The following is a 17,380-nucleotide window of genomic DNA, read 5'->3' on the forward strand; positions in this document are numbered from 1 at the left end:
AAGCCAACAACGTTGTGATTCGAAGTATGACGAGTACGGCTGCATTTTAGGTTCACTCCGCCTGTGCATTCAGACAGAGTTGACGTTGTTAAGGGCTTTTGGGAAGGGCTTCAAAATGCAACAGAATACCGTTCAAATGAAACGCGTACTGACCACTCCTGCGTTAGTTTTTTTCGGGCTGGCCTATATGGTGCCACTCGGGATTTTCACCACCTATGGGCAAGTCACTGTATTAAGTGAAGGGCATCTCCCTGTCGCTTATTTAATTACATTAGCTGCCGTCTTCTTCACTGCTATGAGCTATTGTCGTATGACTAGCGCACTCCCACTTTCGGGGTCGGCCTATTCTTATGTGCAAAAAACCTTTGGCGGCACACTCGGCTTTTTAGTGGGTTGGGCACAATTGCTCGACTATCTATTTCTACCGATCATCAACTACATTGCCATTGGGATCTTCGTTCATGAAGCTTTCCCTGATATTCCAATGTATGTGATTATTTGCAGTACCATCACTATTGTTAGCATTATGAATATTTTGGGAATTAAGTTAGTTTCCTCAATGAATATGCTAATCATTTTGATGCAAATTGTGTTTATTGGCGTGTTTTTATACTTAAGCTTTAAAACATCATTTGTATTGGATACTGATGCCTTATTAGCGCCAATTACAGTCATGGCAGATCAAGTACCAGGACTCTTTGCGGGAGCCGCCGTCTTATGTCTAGCATTCTTAGGCTTTGATGCGATTTCAACCATGGCGGAAGAAACCAAAGATGCACGTAACGCATTACCAAAAGCGATTTTATACACTGTATTTATCGCTGGTACCTTATTTGTGGTTATTTCCTATGGTGCGCATTTAGTGTACCCAATGTGGCAAGATTTCATTCCGAATACAGATATTGCTAGCCTTGCGGTGATGAAACAAGTTGGCGGTGCGATGATGGCATCCAGCTTTATTACCGCTTATGTGATTGGTGTTTTTGCTTCTGCGATGACATCACAAGCCAGTATCGTTCGGATTTTCTATGCAATGGGCCGTGAGGGTGTACTACCTCGTTCACTGTTTGCTTATTTGCACCCAAGGCTTAATACACCAATTTATTCAATTATCTTTGTTGCGGTTGCGTCCTTGCTTTCGCTAGTACTGTCTTTAAGCATGGTCGCCTCGATGATCAGCTTTGGTGCCCTTATTGCATTCACCTTCGTGAACTTATCGGTCATTAAGCATTTTTATATTGATCGCAAAGCGTCATTAGATAATACAAAAATGATTACCTGCCTTATCATGCCTTCCATTGGTGTTGTTCTCACCTTATGGTTATGGACAAGCCTTGATAGCGAAGCCTTTAAGGTCGGTTTATGGTGGTTAGCAGCAGGTGCCGTTTATTTGGCATTGCTCACCCATGGCTTTACTCGTCGTCCACCTGCAATTTCTGACGATGAAACTGAGATGATTATTAACTAATCATTCAAAGCCTAATAAATGATTACGGGGAAAGCATTAGCCTTCCCCGTTGTTTTTTTAGCTCTGGCTCTTCTCAAGCGCCACTGATACAGACGGTTTACAATGAATAATCAATTTGCTGACGTTATTTATTTTAACGGTTATATCTATACCGCAGATACTCAAGACCGCATCGTTGATGCGATTGCTGTTCGTGATGGTTATGTCTTAGCCACAGGCTCGTCTGATGAGCTTCATCAATACGTTGGGCCAGAAACGGAAAGTATCGATTTAGAAGGCAAAATGATGATGCCTGGCATCATTGATGGCCATATGCACCCTTTTTGGGGGGGAATTCAATTATTCGGCTGCCATTTAAACTATGAATCACTGACCATTAATCAAATTCTCGAACGTGTACAAGATCACTTAGATAAAGACCCACGTACGGGTGAAAATGATTGGTTAAAAGTCACTGCTTGGTTACGCCAAGGCATGATCCCCGCAGGTATTGATATGTACCGCGAAGACATGGACAAACTGAATACCAAACGCCCTGTCGTGCTCTTTTCGAACGATTGCCACACATTGCTTGCCAATAGCCGTGCTCTCGAGCTCTTCGGTATTACCAAAGACACCCCTGAGCCACCAGATGGTAAAATTGGTAAATATGAAAATGGTGAACTTAACGGTATTTTAGAAGATGCCCCTGCGATGCGTGCTGCTGATAGCATCCCTTCTATTCGTGATGACCAAGCGATTGAAGTTGCAGAGCTCGTGCAAAAAGTGCTTAATCAGCAAGGTGTTACCATGGTGATGGACGCCCGAGTTTCTGAGCAACAACTCGAGGCATTTGCACAATTACAACAACGCGGTGACCTCACAATTCGTTTCCAAGCGGCTCGTGAAATCACGCCAGATGAAACGCCTAATGTGGCCTCTGTTGCTGCTGCAGTTGAGAAAGCGGTTGCCTTCGCTAAAAAATGGCACCAAGCTGATTGGACTCCAACACCAGGTATCGGTTTAAATAATATTAAGATGTTTGTCGATGGTGTGATGCAATTTCCAACCATGACGGCGTCATTATTACAGCCTTATCGCATTAACCAAGGTACCGATGATGCACCAAATTGGGTTGAAACCGACAACTATGGCGACCTCTATTTCACTGCTGAAATCCTCGATGAGCTAATGGAAAAAATTGCAGCGGCAGGCTATGACCCACACTTGCATACCGTTGGCGAAGGTGCCGTTTCGATTGTTTTAGATGCCATCGAAAAAATGCGTGCAGCTCACCCTGAAAAAGATATTCGCCCAGGCTTAGCACACAACGAACTTGTTCATGCGGATGATTACGCACGCTTTGCTCGCTTAAAAACCATTGCTTGCTTGTCTTTCCAGTGGGCAGCACCAACACCTGAGTTGGCTGCATTTGAAAAGAATATGCTGGGTGAAGAACGTTTTGAGCAATTAGAGCCAATCGCTAAATTTGTTGATGCTGGTGCAGTTGTCGCATTTGGTAGCGACTGGCCTATCGATGACTTTGATGAGTGGTATGACTTAAAAGTGGCAGCAACACGCCGAGGCCGTGATATTAATGGCCAACAAGCACCACGACTAGATAATGACCGTAACCTGACTGTGACTGAAGTTCTTCGCAGCGCAACGATTGACTCGGCTTATGCACAGCACCGAGAAGACGTCCTTGGTTCATTAGAAGCAGGTAAATTCGCAGATATGATTGTATTGGATCATAATGTATTTGAAATCCCTGCGGATGATATTGAAAATGTAAAAGTACTGCGTACGATTATCGGCGGAAAAACGGTTCATATTGCTTAGTAGTTGTCTTTATTTAATTATTTAAAATAAAGCGATGACAAAATAAACACCCCATGGATTAAATAAAACCTTGGGGTGTTTTTAATTGAGTGCTTAATTCCAAAACCTAACACAATTAAAAAGAGAAATTACGAGGGAATTAACGCCTTCGTAATACAACATTATTCTTCGTAAGAAAATATTGTCTGAACAACCGTATTTCCATGACTAATCACGACATAACATACTCTGTCGCGTATTAATAACGAAATACCTAACACGGTAATACACGCTGATATAAACGCAATCACTGCGAACTTGCTCATTTCCCTTGACCTCTTAATTGTTAAGAGGCACTATCCTAACTGTCTAGGTTTGGATCGGGCCTCGTTGGTGAATAATAACAACGGGGCTTTTTCATTTCTGATCCAAAATAAGTTACTTGAACCAGAAAGGCTCAATCACCCAACAGTAAAGTAGCAAAATTTTATATTTTTAGCACATTTAATCTCAGAAAAGCATTTATTCAAAACACTTGATTTAGATATTAAAAAAAATAATTAAATATCGATTTAAATAAAAATCTATTTTTAACTTGTTATTTAAGTTATTAACTTTAGGAAAAAGGCTTAATTTTTCATTAAAAAAAATAACGCTTGCAAAAAAAAATATATCTCGATAATATCCGCAGCGTTTTCTATTCAATAACAAACTGCAAGGAGGTTTATCATGACAACAACTAATCACACTCTTTGCGGGCATACTCAGTACTAGATTTTTTCTATTCAGTTTTGCCTGCTAATTCACCTTATTTTTTAATTAGAAATGAGTTAATGACTTATGGGCAATACCTTTCATTCTGTGAGCGAACACGTGAGTTATATCGCCACAGAAGCAACATGGATTGAAAGTAAAGCAATCCAACAATTACAAATTACTGCTAACTTACCTGATATGGTATCCGTTGTTGGCATGCCAGATCTCCATCCTGGCCGTGGATACCCAGTTGGTGCAGCATTTTTTTCCGCCAAACGATTCTACCCTGCCCTTGTCGGCAATGACATTGGCTGCGGAATGAGTTTGTTTCAAACAGATATCAAAAAATCTAAAGTTAACCTCGATAAACTGGAAAAACAGCTTTCTGAAATGCCAGACCACGCCCCGTTAGCATGGCTTGATGAGCATGTCCCTAATGACATGCAATCACATGATTTTATGGCATCACTAAGTTCTATTGGTGGCGGTAATCATTTTGCTGAATTTCAATCAATCGATGAAATATTACAGCCTAAATTATTTGCCGAAAGCGGTTTAAATAAACAACAGTTGCTGTTACTCGTTCACAGTGGCTCCCGTGGTTTAGGGCAAACTATCTTACGTCAACATGTGGAACGTCACAGCCACAACGGACTTTATGAAGACTCTGATGATGCAAAAGAATACCTACATGCGCATCAGTGTGCACTCAATTTTGCACAGGTAAACCGACGTTTAATTGGCTTACGCCTGTTGCAACAAGTTAAAGCAACAGGGGAGCTGAGCTTAGATATCAACCATAATTTAGTTGAGCCCTATAATATCAACGGGATTGATGGCTGGCTTCATCGTAAAGGCGCAACGCCTTCTGATCGAGGTTTTGTTGTAATCCCAGGCTCACGAGGGGATTACAGTTATTTAGTCGCCCCTCAGCCGAATGAAGCTTGTCTTAATTCTCTTGCTCATGGCGCGGGTCGCAAGTGGATGCGAACTGAATGCAAAGGACGATTATCACACCGTTATACACCGCTTCAGCTCTCTCGAACTGCATTAGGTAGTCGTGTTATTTGTGCAAATAAACAGTTGATTTACGAAGAAGCCCCACAATCTTATAAGTCTATTGATACCGTGATTGAAAGTATGGCGAATATGGGTGTTATTCAGGTCGTGGCTCGGCTAAAGCCCGTTATCACGTATAAAACCAGTGGAGAATGTTAATTATGTTATTACAATTTTCCTCTGCACAAGGCCCTGCAGAATGCTGCATTGCGGTTGAAAAAGCCCTAGCCTGTTTTTTACAAGAAGCAACAAATCTTCGGGTAACCATTGATATTCTAGAGTCATTCCCCTCCAGACATGGGTTAAAATCCGCTTTGCTTTCTCTTGAAGGAGAGCATGCGGAACAGCTACTCCAAACTTGGTGTGGAACGGTGCAATGGCAATGCCAGAGCCCTTTACGCCCTCGTCACAAACGAAAAAATTGGTTTATGAGTGTAACCACTTTTTCACCAATTCAACCGATTGAAGACAATGAAATCGAATTTGAATTCACTAAAGCTCAAGGTGCTGGAGGGCAGCATGTGAATAAAACCTCATCTGCTGTTAGAGCAAGGCATGTTGCAACGGGGATCACCGTAAAAGTTCAATCTGAACGTAGCCAACATGCGAACAAAAAATTGGCTAAACAGTTGATACAATGGAAGCTTAATGAGCATCAATCACAACAATTAAATGCATTGGATAAGCAGCGCCATCTTTCTCATTACCAAATTGAGAGAGGAAATGCGACCATTATCTTTGAAGGTAAAGAATTTAAGCGATTGATATAAAATAAAAATTAGTCACCCTTGATTTATAGGGTGGCTAATTGGACAAACTTAACTATGCTCTACACAACATCGAGTATGTCTCTACAGATTGCCTTGCAATAGAACTCTCTGTTCCACCCAATGTGACCCCGTCTTGTAATGGAAAGCTGGCTATTTGCTCTCTTAGCATTACATCACTGCATGATTGCTGAACAAAGCCATTATTCATTAACTCATTTTTAAAGTCACAAGATGTGTGATAAATTAATTCAAAAGCTGATTCAATTTCTTCTATTTTTTTATTCACCGCATCGAGCGTCACTTGATAATCTTTGTTTTCTGCTTCAAGATAGTTAATTAAATTCTCATCTTTATTATCTGATTTAATTTCATTTTTTATTTGTTTTTTATTAAAACCGATTAAGTCTTCAAGTTCTTTTCGATATTCTTTTTCTTCATTTAAAATATTTAGATACTTATCTCTATTAAAAAATAAATTCATAACTTAATCCACCCTTATAATTTCTATTTAAATTAATGATAAATTAGTCGTTATTTATAGCCGTATGTAAATGGCAAAATTAAAATAACCAAATTATTCAGGAATTCAACATCTATTTCATTATCGAATGAACAGTTAACTGCCTGCCTCCTTTCAGAGGCGGCATAGAGGGGTATATGCTAGAGATTTTTTTCAGTTAAAAACCAACCAGCTATACTTTCACGTTTTTGTTCTGTAGGTAGTACTTCATGAGGGAACTCTTCTGACATAAAAAAGATCATTCTTCCCGCTAAAGGCTCTAACTTAAACAAATGATTATCTTCTTTATCAAAAACAACTAATTCACCACCATCCCCTAATTTCCATAATTCATTCATATATAAAACTGTTGTTACCTTACGACGACCAGCACCTCTAGGGTTATCAACGTGTTTTTTATAAAAACCACCATTGGGATAACGGCAAAAATGAGTTTCAAAGTCCCGCAATCCTAAATACAGTTGGCAATTTAGTGCTTGCCGTATTTCCTCCATTTTTTCCATATAAAAAGCAATGGGGGTTCCCATCTCTGGTTCTAACCAAACGGTTTGATCACCGCGAACCGCTTTGTTGCTTTGTAATGAATCTCGATGCCCAATACGCGCATCTTGCAATGCATTTGGTATACATTGTTTTATTTTTTGGATATCTGACAGGGTCAGAAAATCATCCCACACATACCAACCTTGTGAGGAAAGTGAATCAATAAGTTTATGAATTGACATGATGAATATTAGGAAGGTTATTCGGTAAAACTTTATACGTCATGGCGCAAAAAAAATAAAATTAAAAACTTAAATCTTGATGATTAGCCCAATAAATCAAACTCTATCACTACTACAAAGCGCCCTCTTCAATAAGGCAACTCATTGATATCTATAAGCCGCCTGCTTGAAACTAAATATAGGGCATCTAAAATACCCTCAAATAACTAGCAGAAAGCTGTTCTTTCTCTACCACCATATAAACATAAACGAGGCTTGCTTTGAATCGCATCATTCTTTTCTAAAACTAGACTAACCCCATATTGCAATGGTTTAAAGCTTGCTATTTGATCACTCAATAACTGACCAGCACTCGATTTTACACTTTGTAGGCTAGCATGTTCTAGCGCTTCAAGCCTCGCTTGGTTATATTCCTTTATCAGTTGAACTGTTGATGTTCTCACATCGATTAATAATCCATTGATATGTATACTTTCATTATTAACTTGAATAATATATTCTTTCAATTTTTTAGATTTCGAATTAATTAATTGGTGAGATATCTTTTCAACTAAAATAGTGTTTTTAACTTTTTCATCTGATGCACTGTGGTTTTTATTAATCTCTTCTTGCGTTTTTTTTATTTCATAAGCTAGCTCTTTTCCATCAAAATTCTGATTTGAAAATGATACTACCCCCTCTTCCAGCTCTGATTTTTTATTCAAAACAACCCGTTTCATTCTCTCTATATTTTTACGGTGTTTTTCTAAAACTATATTTAATTGATTAGATATTGATTGAGCCTCTAATATTGACAAACCTGAGTTTGACTTGCCCGTTTTATCTATTTGATGCGCGATAGTCTTTAGTTCAAAATGAGCTTTTGATATTGAATTCTCTAAACGTGTTAGCCTTTTATTTAGCTTATTTAAAATAATATCAATATTTCCCATTTTCTCATTACTTAATGAAAATTTAATGTCCATATAACCATTCCTTTTAATTAATATAAAAAACAAAGTGAACTAACCATAAAATATTAGTTGAATTACAAAGAATTTACTAATTTAGTTTTTATATATAAAACTGAGAATGATTATTTTTATTTACGAATAATTGATATAAAAACACCGCCAATTGGCGGTGTTAAGAAAACAAATCTATAAGGTTTCTAACCTTGCATAAGAAGCTACCAGCCACTTAATACCTTGGCCTTGAAACGCAATTTGTAAGCGACAATGCTCACCACTTCCCTCAAGGTTAATAATCGTGCCTTCACCAAATTTTGGATGCATCACACGCTGCCCTAAAGCATAACCTGAATCATTTTGGCTGATAGGTGTACCAAGGCGTTGATGACTCACAGGACGTGAAACTGTAGCCCGAAGACGAACCTCTTCCACACATTCCGTTGGTAGCTCACCAATAAAACGCGATGGGCGATGATAGACCTCTTTGCCATATAAACGGCGGCTTTCTGCATACGTGATGGTGAGCTTTTCCATGGCTCGGGTGATACCGACGTAAGCTAATCGGCGCTCTTCTTCTAAACGACCGCTTTCATCCATCGACATTTGACTTGGGAACATCCCTTCTTCCATTCCCACAATAAAGACAACGGGGAATTCCAAACCTTTGGCAGAGTGCAGAGTCATTAATTGAACGGCATCTTGGCTTACATCTGCTTGCCCTTCACCTGACTCAAGTGCAGCATGAGATAAAAAAGCCTGTAATGGCATGAGATCTTGGTCTTCTTCTTGATAACTGAAATCACGAGTCGCATTGACGAGCTCTTCCAAGTTTTCAATTCGAGCCTGTGCTTTTTCACCTTTTTCTTGTTCATACATTGCACGTAGGCCTGAGTCATTAATCACTCTATCCGCTTGGACATGTAATGGCATATCTTGGGTTTCTTTCGCTAGCGCATCAATAAGCTCTAAAAAGCGTTCGATAGAAGCCGCTGCGCGACCACCAAGGACTTGCTCACGAAGTAAGTACTCGCAACTTTCCCATAATGTTAATTGCTGGTCACGTGCAGTTTGGCGAACTGTATCTAATGTACGTTCACCAATCCCACGCGTAGGCGTATTCACGACTCGCTCGAACGAAGCATCATCATTACGATTAGCAATCAACCTTAAATAGGACAGCGCATCTTTAATTTCTTGGCGCTCGAAAAAGCGCTGCCCACCATAAATACGATACGGCATCGCACTTTGAATTAAGGCTTCTTCAAGTACACGAGATTGGGCATTACTACGGTATAACATGGCGCAATCTTGTAAAGCACCGCCATTTTCTTGCCATTGTTTAATGCGCCCAACGACATAACGAGCTTCATCTAATTCATTAAATGCACAATAAAGAGAAATCGGTTCGCCGTCTCCGCCTTCAGTCCATAAATTTTTCCCTAAACGGTCGCTATTATTGGCAATTAACGTATTTGCGGCTTTTAGAATATTGTTAGTTGAACGGTAGTTTTGTTCAAGACGGATAGTTTCTGCACCTGGAAAATCATTGAGGAAACGCTGAATATTTTCAACTTGCGCACCACGCCAGCCATAAATTGATTGGTCATCATCCCCAACGATCATGACTTTGCCCGTTTCACCCGCCAGCACACGGATCCATGCATATTGAATGCTATTTGTATCTTGGAATTCGTCCACTAAAATATTGGTGAAACGTTCACGATAATGTTGCAGCACATGGGGTTTATTCAGCCATAACTCGTGGGCCCGCAACAGCAACTCTGCAAAATCCACCAGACCTGCGCGGTCACACGCTTCTTGATAAGCCTGGTAGACTTTTAACCATGTTGCCTCAACAGGGTTACCATAACTTTCAATATGTTGCGGACGAAGGCCTTCATCTTTTTTGCCATTGATGTACCACATTCCTTGGCGAGGAGGCCATTGCTTTTCGTCAAGGTTCATCGCTTTAAGCAAGCGACGAATTAACCGGTATTGGTCATCGCTATCTAAAATTTGAAAATCTTGCGGTAAATTCGCATCCATATAATGTTGGCGTAACAAACGGTGTGCTAAACCGTGGAATGTACCAATCCACATGCCGCCTTCACTACTTCCAATCAATTGATTGATCCGATGACGCATTTCAGCCGCGGCTTTGTTGGTAAATGTCACCGCCATAATTGAAAATGGTGAAGCATTTTCAACGGACATCAACCATGCAATTCGGTGTACCAATACGCGCGTTTTCCCACTCCCTGCTCCCGCAAGAACAAGTAAATTGGTACGCGGGGCTGCAACCGCTTCGCGCTGTTTGTCGTTTAGACCTTCAAGCAGATAAGAGACGTCCATAGTTACCATCAAAGCAAAACAGTGGCAAACACCACTGTATTTTTATACATGAAAAATGATTATACCAATGATAAGAGAGATTCCAACTGGGAAATTTCAACGTGTGGTAATAAACGCACGTCTTTTTCTTCCATCAGTGTTTTTTGACTTGGGTTTATCCAGCAAGCTTGCATACCACTATTAATCGCCCCCTCAACATCAGTGAGTAAATTATCCCCCACATGTAAAATAAATTGTGGTTCGATATCTAAGCGCTGTGCCGCTAACCGGTACATATCACAAAAAGGCTTGGAACGTCCATCGGGACCAGCTTTTAAAACAAACTGAAAATACTCACCCAGACCACACGCTTCAGGCTGTGCATTGCCGTTAGTGATAGCAACAAGTGGGACTTTCTCAGCGAGCTGAATTAATGTTCTGTGTGTTGATTCAGGGATATCTATTTGATTACGCCAATAGGTAAAATGCGCCATAATATCATCCGCACCTTTTTCGGCGTTTTCCCGCGAATAACCATAATGGCAAAACATCATTTTCGATGAAAGCCAGCGCCAACGTGAAATGTCGTGGAAAATTTCAGGTTCTTGTTCTTCCACTAAACGACGAAAAGCATATAAATCATCGTTACTAAAATGATTGAATTGTGGGTCATATTCACGCACAAAACGTAAAACTTCTTCTTCCGTTTTATCAATAACAGGGTGGTTATCGTAAAGCGTGTCATCCAAATCAAACGTAATCGCTTTAATTGGCGATAGCGGACGGTAAAAATGCATTAAGGTTTCTCCCTCTTTGCTCTCGGATGAGCCACATCATAAACGTTTGCTAAGTGCTGGAAGTCTAGGTGCGTATAAATTTGTGTTGTCGATAAGTTCGCATGCCCTAAAAGTTCCTGCACTCCACGTAAATTACCACTTGATTCAAGGATATGTGTCGCAAAAGAGTGGCGTAATTTGTGCGGGTTAATATGGCTATTAACCCCTTGTTTGATACCCCATTGTTCAAACCGCTTTTGAACATTTCGATTAGAAATTCGCTTGCCACTTTGAGTAGAAATAAATACGGCGTCGTCTTCTGGTTCATACAATTCGCGCATTTCTAACCAGCGCTGTAACCAACTTACGGCAGTTTTTCCCAGTGGAATTTTGCGTTCTTTACTGCCTTTACCCATCACCCAGACTTCACCCGTTGTTAAATCAAGATGACGGAGATTTAACCCGACCAGTTCCGACAAACGCAGCCCTGCACCATACATCACTTCGAGCATGGTTCTGTCTCGAACAACCAGTGGATCACCACTGTCCATATTGAGAAGCTGGGAAACCTCATCCACATCCATGTTCTTCGGTAGGCGTTTTTTGGCCTTCGGCGCTTGAATCGCCTTTGCTGGGTTTGCTGGCAGTTCACCTTGATGAACCATCCAATCACAAAAACTTCTTAAGGCAGAAAGCCGTAGCGCCATACTCGCTGCTTGAAGGCCAGCTTTTCGACTTTTTGCTGCAATGTTGCGAACTAACGTAGTATCGAGTTTCTGCCACTCATCAATTTTCAACGAAACCAGCATTTCAACAATGACACTAAGCTGACGCCGATAGTTTGTTATCGTTACAGGACTTAATCTACGCTCAACACGCAGGTAACGTAGAAAGGCTTCAATTTGGATCATCAGCCCTTCTGGCTGAACCCCTACAGGCGCTCTATCCATTGGCATAATAACCTCGGAAGAATTTGCGCGACTTTTTCTAACATGACGGTGCCCATACCATGCTGATAATGTTCACGATTACGACTAGTAAAAATGACCATTCCCGATTCACCATGCTGGCCAAATAGTGAAATTGCAACAGAGCCGACATTCAACGCATCAGGTAATAACAACTGAATTTCAGGACCATTTAAGCGACCAAGATAATTGCGTCGTTCGCCAAACCGTTGAATCCTCACAGGTTCAAAAACGCGACGGGAAATGACTAATTGATGCGCATCGAGGGGGGCTGACAAGCGCCAGCTATCACTAAATAAGCGAACCGAAGCACCTGATAAACCGAGTTTTTTTGCCCAACGATTCAGCGCTTGTAGCATTTCTTGTAAACTTTTTGATGATGACATTTCAATCACCAGCAGTAATAACTCATCAAAAAGCTCCACATTTTCATGTGCTTGTTCAACCATAAAACGGATATCTTGCTCGAGCTGTTTAATTTTGATCCGTTGACGGCTCATCACTAACTCAGGCAAGGAAACCGCTCCGTTCACTACGTGAGGAACATTTATTTGCTCAACAAGCGTTGGATGGCGCAGAAAAAAATAAGGATTGTCCTTTAAATACTGCATCACACCATGTTCATCCATTTGATGAATTTGTTCGGATGCTTTTTCAGTTTTATCCATACTATCCTCTTAGCCCTTTCAAGATTAGACGTGGATCACTCCATCATAAACATGTGCCGCAGGGCCCGTCATATACAAAGGCGTTCCAGGTCCATCCCAAGAAATAGCAAGGGACCCCCCTGGTAAATCAACTCTGACTCGCTTAGCCAATAAACCTTGAGAAATCCCAACAGCAACGGCGGCACACGCACCACTACCACACGCTTGAGTTTCCCCTGCACCACGTTCATAAACACGCAAACGGATATGCTCTGCGCTAACTATTTCCATAAAACCAATATTAGCACGCTCAGGAAAACGCTCATGACTTTCAAGTGCAGGTCCTAAAATTTCGACTTCTGCAGTATGGATGCTTTCCACTTGAATAACGCAATGTGGGTTACCCATTGAAACTACACCGCATAATACTGTACGTTCTTGAGCGCGGATAATATAGGTTTTTTCTTCTTTAACAGCGCGAAATGGAACTCTTTGCGGCTCGAAATCAGGCTCACCCATATTAACGCTAACATCATCATTTTCATTAATGGTTAATGTCATACGTCCAGATTGGGTGCTAACTTTAATTTTTTGCTTATTAGTTAAGCCCTTAAGACGAACAAAACGTGCAAAACAACGCGCCCCATTACCGCATTGTGAGACTTCACTACCATCGGCATTAAAAATACGATAATGGAAGTCGAGATCAGGATCATAAGGCGCTTCGACCAACAAAAGCTGATCAAAGCCAACCCCTGTATGCCTGTCAGCTAAGCGACAAATCATTTCTGGGGAGAAGTACACATTTTGGGTTACTCCATCAACCACCATAAAGTCATTGCCTAAGCCATGCATTTTAGAGAATTGCATTTCACGCTCCATAGCGACAACTTACTGGTGACTAGTTGCTTGGGCAGGCTCTTTTGCCGAGCTGCTTGGGGCACTAGGTTGCACATCAGACGCTTGCGTAGGTGCAGCATTTTCTTCTGGTGGGAAATAAAGTGGGCCTTTTAAGCCACAGCCAGAAAGGGTAAATAAAACAACAAGTGCGCTCAGCCCAATTAAACTTTTTTTCATTCTTTTTCGCCTGTAATACTCACTTTTGACATCTGATATTTTTACACAATAGCAGGAGTGAACCCGCAAATCACGTCCGTTTATCAAGCATGTTGACATTATATACTTTAGGCTAAATTTAATCTGAAAATTTTAAGGGCTTCCCTCACCGCTCGTTCCCCCCTATAATTTCAATTAACAATAATAACTTCAATTAAATAATTGTGAGCAAACAGGAACTTAACCGTGAATGATAGTGAATTTCACCAGCTAGCGGAAACGCTGCTTAGCACAATTGAAGAGCATTTAGATAATTATGACGGCGATGCCGATATTGATTGTGAGATTAATGGCGGCGTGATGACCTTGAGCTTCGAAGATGGCAGCAAGATCATTATTAATAAGCAAGAAGCCTTTCACCAGATGTGGTTAGCGACCAAACAAGGTGGGTATCACTATGATTACCAAGATGGAAATTGGGTTTGTGACCGCTCTGGTCATGAGTTTAAAGCAAAATTAGCAGAGGCTATCGCGTTTCAAAGCCAAGAGCCATTTTCTTTCTAAGAAACGGTAACCTGTTAGTTATTGAGAACCAACCCACCTTTAATAATAGTGCGCTTGTTGCTGCCCTAATAGCGTTGAGCGCATATCATGCCCAGTTTCATCACTGTCGTCTTCTGTACCAAACGGCCATGTCGCGCCAGAGAACGCCACCACTTGGTTTTTACCTTCTTGATTAATAATTTGGTAAAATTGAGGTAGGTTAAAATTAATGAAATTTGCACCATAGGTGAAACGGTCATGGGAAGAGGAGTAAAACTTACTCACATCACGCACTAAGTCTTCTTTTGACCCCTCGCAATGGGAATAGATTTCAACACGGTTTGCTTCATCTAAAACATAAATATTAAAGCCCGTATTGTCTGGTGTGTTTTCAAAGAAAAACTGCACAATACCTTCACTTGCATAGCCATCAACGACTGCAGGTAAATGATTATCACTTTTTGCTTGCAGTTTTACTGGCCAACCATGCAATTTATTATGCGAAATTGCACCATAGAATTCGACCGCATTTTCAAGTTTTTGTACAGAAACGTTTAGGCGCTCAAAAAACAGCCCCCATGTTTGACCCGCAATACGCAACGCTTTGAAGCGCCCTGGATCATTGCGATTACTGGATAAACGCAACTCAATACACTCAGAAACTAACTGTTGTACACGAGTACGAATCAGACCACGCAAGTGCTCACTATAACAAAAAACTTCAACAGCTTCAGGCGGTGCCGCATCTTGGTGCATCTTACCTAAGATGGTTTTTAACGCTTCTAACATGCACTGCTCACCACTGAAATGCAGAGTTCTCACCTCATTCCATGAATTGCGGTACAACAAGTCAATACTGCCGATAAGGCATTGTTGCGTCTCACCAAAGCTGAAAATATCAAGCTTTCTGAAATCCACGTGTACCACTTGTTCAGAATAAACCTGCGTTGGATCTTTTTCTAAGTTAACGATAATGGCAAGGTGGCGAATTTCACATGGGCTATACAACGCTTTTGGTGTGGGTGCAGGCAAACGGATCGGGAAGTGGCTGGAAACGTCATGCATTAACTCAAGCAGTTTTCGCTCATCACACTGGGATTTCCCATTGTGCATATACACTTGCGTGTTTTCAGTGAGTAACCCGTTGAAATACGCCCACGCCACCAACTTATTCAAGTAGCGGTTATATTCAAGAGGCTGATGACCAATAATCGCGTCAATATTTGGAGCTTGGTTATACAAATACCAACCACTGCGATTCGCGCGCCCTGCAGGTACGTAAATAAAAGTTAAGTGAGATTCACTTAAATCAGGTGAAATTTGTGGATTCACCAATGTTACTTTACCTGGTAAGGCTTCAAAAGCCGCATATAACTTACGTGTTAATACCCCAATATCCTGTGGGCTCGCACTAACACTTAAATTATTTCGACGAGCAAAACGAATAAGGTTTCGATAGCTTTGCATCATCGTATCGAGTAACTCATTGTGCGCTTCACGAACCCGTTCAATTTTCCATTGATTACGCGAATCAAGTAATGCTAAACGTTCCGCACTCCATCCCCATGACTCAACGAGTTGAGATAACACATCACGGCGCCAACCAGAGCAGGCGTTGCCATCGTCTTCAGAGAGTTTTTCACAGACTTTGAGGTAAAAACAGCGGCGGATCAAATCAAGGCGGGTAGAATCATTGATTTCAGTGAGATAACGCGTAACACGGTCTAACATCAAACAGTATGAATCTAAACCGTAGCTAACAATTTCACCTGCATGTAAATGGCGTTTAAATTCCATTGCCAGCAATTTACCATGCGGATAGTCCCAAGAATAAGACTCGAGCAAAATACTTTTCAGGACGGCCTTATAAGGGGAATCGACACTTTTATATAGCTGCCACAAGCTAGCGCCAAAGTATTCAGCAGCGGATAGCTCACCTAACCCCCCTAAATCTAACCACTCGTTGGGCGTCAACACACCTTGTGCATATAACCCAATAACGTATTCATCGTAATGTTGCTCTTCTTCGACAGGCACCATCGTCCATAGCAAACGTTTTCCTGCCATGCGCACTGCTGTGCGATAAAATTCATCTAATAACAGGATATGCTGCGTTGAGCCACAGTTTTCCCCACCAATATGCCCACTCGCATGATGACGAAAACGGTTTTCATCGATTAAAAAGATAGTGACATCAATACCTAAAGAAGCTGCCCACTGCTCAATTAATGTACATTTTTTTTGCAAAAAACGTTTTTCTTCGTGATCGAGCCATGAAGGATGACAGACCCACACATCAATATCAGAACAGTGGCTCTGCCCAACAGAAGATGTGCTGCCCATCGAATAAATTCCAGTGATAGGTAATTCACCATTTGCACTTGAATCAATAGGTAAGAAGCGTTCAAATTGCCCTAACCATTTCATCTGTTCTGTATCTGGGGAGAAAAAACACACACCATGGGGCACACTACCTTCGATAAAACCAGGCATCATTGGATGATGATAATGAAACAAGACTGGCAGCAAACTATAAACCTGAGAAAAAGTCTCGCTCATAGACGCCGTCGCGCGCTCTAACCGTAATTGGTTTATCGCATCAAGTCTTTGCTTTAAGGTTTCAATATAGAGATACAAAGGTTACGCCTGACTGTAATGAATGTAATACAAATCTGGAAATTTCCCAGCACCCAACAGATAGAGATAGATTTAAAAAAGTTTTCAAATGAATTGTCGGAAACGTGATCAATTTAACACCTTGGAGCAAAAGGGTAAAGTAGATCACATAATTTTATACGCTTATTTTTGATACAAAATGCTTTTCAACATATTGTATAAAAAGACTTTTTATTTTTTAACTCGATAGAATATCCCTTGTTTTTCAATGGAATAATATCACTCACGTGAATTGTTTAATAAAGCAACAATTCAAAACGATATTAAGTACAATACGCACAGAGCCTGTGCTTGCACGCTTCAACACAAATTTATACTGCCTTCCCTCCTGCCAA

The 17,380-nt window shown here is 40.8% G+C and carries 16 protein-coding genes; 5 read left to right on the forward strand and 11 right to left on the reverse strand.

The genetic code is table 11. The features are described from left to right. The first annotated feature begins 115 nt into the window (after positions 1-115). Positions 116-1,468: an APC family permease gene (locus AABS66_RS20185; RefSeq protein ID WP_225820626.1), complete on the forward strand. Its 1,353-nt coding sequence runs from the start codon at positions 116-118 to the stop codon at positions 1,466-1,468. A 102-nt stretch (positions 1,469-1,570) separates the two neighbouring features. Further along, a complete protein-coding gene (locus tag AABS66_RS20190) occupies positions 1,571-3,289 on the forward strand; it encodes an amidohydrolase (RefSeq protein WP_430225403.1) in 1,719 nt (572 codons plus the stop codon). Positions 3,290-3,450: 161 nt separating this feature from the next. Here AABS66_RS20190 and AABS66_RS20195 read toward each other — a convergent pair whose 3' ends face one another. Continuing rightward, complete coding sequence (locus tag AABS66_RS20195; protein WP_272539549.1) at positions 3,451-3,594, reverse strand: Hok/Gef family protein; 144 nt, start codon at positions 3,592-3,594, stop codon at positions 3,451-3,453. Positions 3,595-4,108: 514 nt separating this feature from the next. Between AABS66_RS20195 and AABS66_RS20200 the strand changes: the two genes are divergently transcribed. Then, on the forward strand, positions 4,109-5,242 hold the full coding sequence (locus tag AABS66_RS20200; protein ID WP_206083120.1) for an RNA ligase RtcB family protein: 1,134 nt from the start codon (positions 4,109-4,111) through the stop codon (positions 5,240-5,242). Positions 5,243-5,244: 2 nt separating this feature from the next. Continuing rightward, on the forward strand, positions 5,245-5,853 hold the full coding sequence (prfH, locus tag AABS66_RS20205) for a peptide chain release factor H (protein WP_206083118.1): 609 nt from the start codon (positions 5,245-5,247) through the stop codon (positions 5,851-5,853). A 52-nt stretch (positions 5,854-5,905) separates the two neighbouring features. Here prfH and AABS66_RS20210 read toward each other — a convergent pair whose 3' ends face one another. The 9 genes from AABS66_RS20210 to lptM all read right to left on the reverse strand — a co-directional run bounded on the left by AABS66_RS20210 (position 5,906) and on the right by lptM (position 13,847). Next, positions 5,906-6,334, reverse strand: coding sequence for a hypothetical protein (locus AABS66_RS20210; protein WP_430225404.1), 429 nt, complete (start codon positions 6,332-6,334; stop codon positions 5,906-5,908). 179 nt (positions 6,335-6,513) lie between these two features. Continuing rightward, the gene (locus AABS66_RS20215) at positions 6,514-7,098 is read right to left on the reverse strand and encodes a 2OG-Fe(II) oxygenase (RefSeq protein WP_430225405.1); all 585 of its coding nucleotides are present in this window, start codon (positions 7,096-7,098) and stop codon (positions 6,514-6,516) included. Positions 7,099-7,304: 206 nt separating this feature from the next. After that, positions 7,305-8,063, reverse strand: coding sequence for a hypothetical protein (locus tag AABS66_RS20220; protein ID WP_430225406.1), 759 nt, complete (start codon positions 8,061-8,063; stop codon positions 7,305-7,307). 174 nt (positions 8,064-8,237) lie between these two features. Then, complete coding sequence (uvrD, locus tag AABS66_RS20225) at positions 8,238-10,400, reverse strand: DNA helicase II (protein ID WP_206083111.1); 2,163 nt, start codon at positions 10,398-10,400, stop codon at positions 8,238-8,240. A 59-nt stretch (positions 10,401-10,459) separates the two neighbouring features. Then, positions 10,460-11,176, reverse strand: coding sequence for a 5-amino-6-(5-phospho-D-ribitylamino)uracil phosphatase YigB (gene yigB / locus AABS66_RS20230; protein ID WP_206083109.1), 717 nt, complete (start codon positions 11,174-11,176; stop codon positions 10,460-10,462). After that, positions 11,176-12,105 carry a tyrosine recombinase XerC gene (gene xerC, locus AABS66_RS20235; RefSeq protein ID WP_206083777.1) on the reverse strand — a complete coding sequence of 310 codons (930 nt, stop codon included), beginning with the start codon at positions 12,103-12,105 and terminating at the stop codon, positions 11,176-11,178. Before xerC ends, yigB begins: the two co-directional genes overlap by 1 nt. Next, positions 12,087-12,791, reverse strand: coding sequence for a DUF484 family protein (locus tag AABS66_RS20240; RefSeq protein ID WP_206083107.1), 705 nt, complete (start codon positions 12,789-12,791; stop codon positions 12,087-12,089). The genes xerC and AABS66_RS20240 overlap by 19 nt, the downstream gene beginning before the upstream one ends. 24 nt (positions 12,792-12,815) lie before the next feature. Continuing rightward, positions 12,816-13,640, reverse strand: a complete 825-nt coding sequence (gene dapF, locus AABS66_RS20245; protein WP_206083105.1) for a diaminopimelate epimerase — start codon at positions 13,638-13,640, stop codon at positions 12,816-12,818. 21 nt (positions 13,641-13,661) lie between these two features. After that, entirely contained in the window at positions 13,662-13,847 is a 186-nt protein-coding gene (gene lptM, locus AABS66_RS20250; protein ID WP_206083103.1) for an LPS translocon maturation chaperone LptM, read from the reverse strand. 225 nt (positions 13,848-14,072) lie between these two features. Here lptM and cyaY point away from each other — a divergent pair, with 225 nt between their 5' ends. Further along, the gene (gene cyaY / locus AABS66_RS20255) at positions 14,073-14,390 is read left to right on the forward strand and encodes an iron donor protein CyaY (protein ID WP_206083101.1); all 318 of its coding nucleotides are present in this window, start codon (positions 14,073-14,075) and stop codon (positions 14,388-14,390) included. Positions 14,391-14,429: 39 nt separating this feature from the next. Here cyaY and AABS66_RS20260 read toward each other — a convergent pair whose 3' ends face one another. Next, positions 14,430-17,006, reverse strand: coding sequence for a class I adenylate cyclase (locus tag AABS66_RS20260; protein WP_206083099.1), 2,577 nt, complete (start codon positions 17,004-17,006; stop codon positions 14,430-14,432). Positions 17,007-17,380: the final 374 nt, after the last annotated feature.

Source organism: Providencia sp. SP181 (assembly GCF_050446505.1).
Lineage (GTDB): Bacteria > Pseudomonadota > Gammaproteobacteria > Enterobacterales > Enterobacteriaceae > Providencia > Providencia vermicola.

Coding starts and splice junctions, on each gene's coding strand:
- AABS66_RS20185 (WP_225820626.1), top strand. CDS start 116: ATGCAACAGAATACCGTTCAAATGAAACGCGTACTGACCACTCCTGCG.
- AABS66_RS20190 (WP_430225403.1), top strand. CDS start 1,571: ATGAATAATCAATTTGCTGACGTTATTTATTTTAACGGTTATATCTAT.
- AABS66_RS20195 (WP_272539549.1), bottom strand. CDS start 3,594: ATGAGCAAGTTCGCAGTGATTGCGTTTATATCAGCGTGTATTACCGTG.
- AABS66_RS20200 (WP_206083120.1), top strand. CDS start 4,109: ATGGGCAATACCTTTCATTCTGTGAGCGAACACGTGAGTTATATCGCC.
- prfH (WP_206083118.1), top strand. CDS start 5,245: ATGTTATTACAATTTTCCTCTGCACAAGGCCCTGCAGAATGCTGCATT.
- AABS66_RS20210 (WP_430225404.1), bottom strand. CDS start 6,334: ATGAATTTATTTTTTAATAGAGATAAGTATCTAAATATTTTAAATGAA.
- AABS66_RS20215 (WP_430225405.1), bottom strand. CDS start 7,098: ATGTCAATTCATAAACTTATTGATTCACTTTCCTCACAAGGTTGGTAT.
- AABS66_RS20220 (WP_430225406.1), bottom strand. CDS start 8,063: ATGGACATTAAATTTTCATTAAGTAATGAGAAAATGGGAAATATTGAT.
- uvrD (WP_206083111.1), bottom strand. CDS start 10,400: ATGGACGTCTCTTATCTGCTTGAAGGTCTAAACGACAAACAGCGCGAA.
- yigB (WP_206083109.1), bottom strand. CDS start 11,176: ATGCATTTTTACCGTCCGCTATCGCCAATTAAAGCGATTACGTTTGAT.
- xerC (WP_206083777.1), bottom strand. CDS start 12,105: ATGGATAGAGCGCCTGTAGGGGTTCAGCCAGAAGGGCTGATGATCCAA.
- AABS66_RS20240 (WP_206083107.1), bottom strand. CDS start 12,791: ATGGATAAAACTGAAAAAGCATCCGAACAAATTCATCAAATGGATGAA.
- dapF (WP_206083105.1), bottom strand. CDS start 13,640: ATGCAATTCTCTAAAATGCATGGCTTAGGCAATGACTTTATGGTGGTT.
- lptM (WP_206083103.1), bottom strand. CDS start 13,847: ATGAAAAAAAGTTTAATTGGGCTGAGCGCACTTGTTGTTTTATTTACC.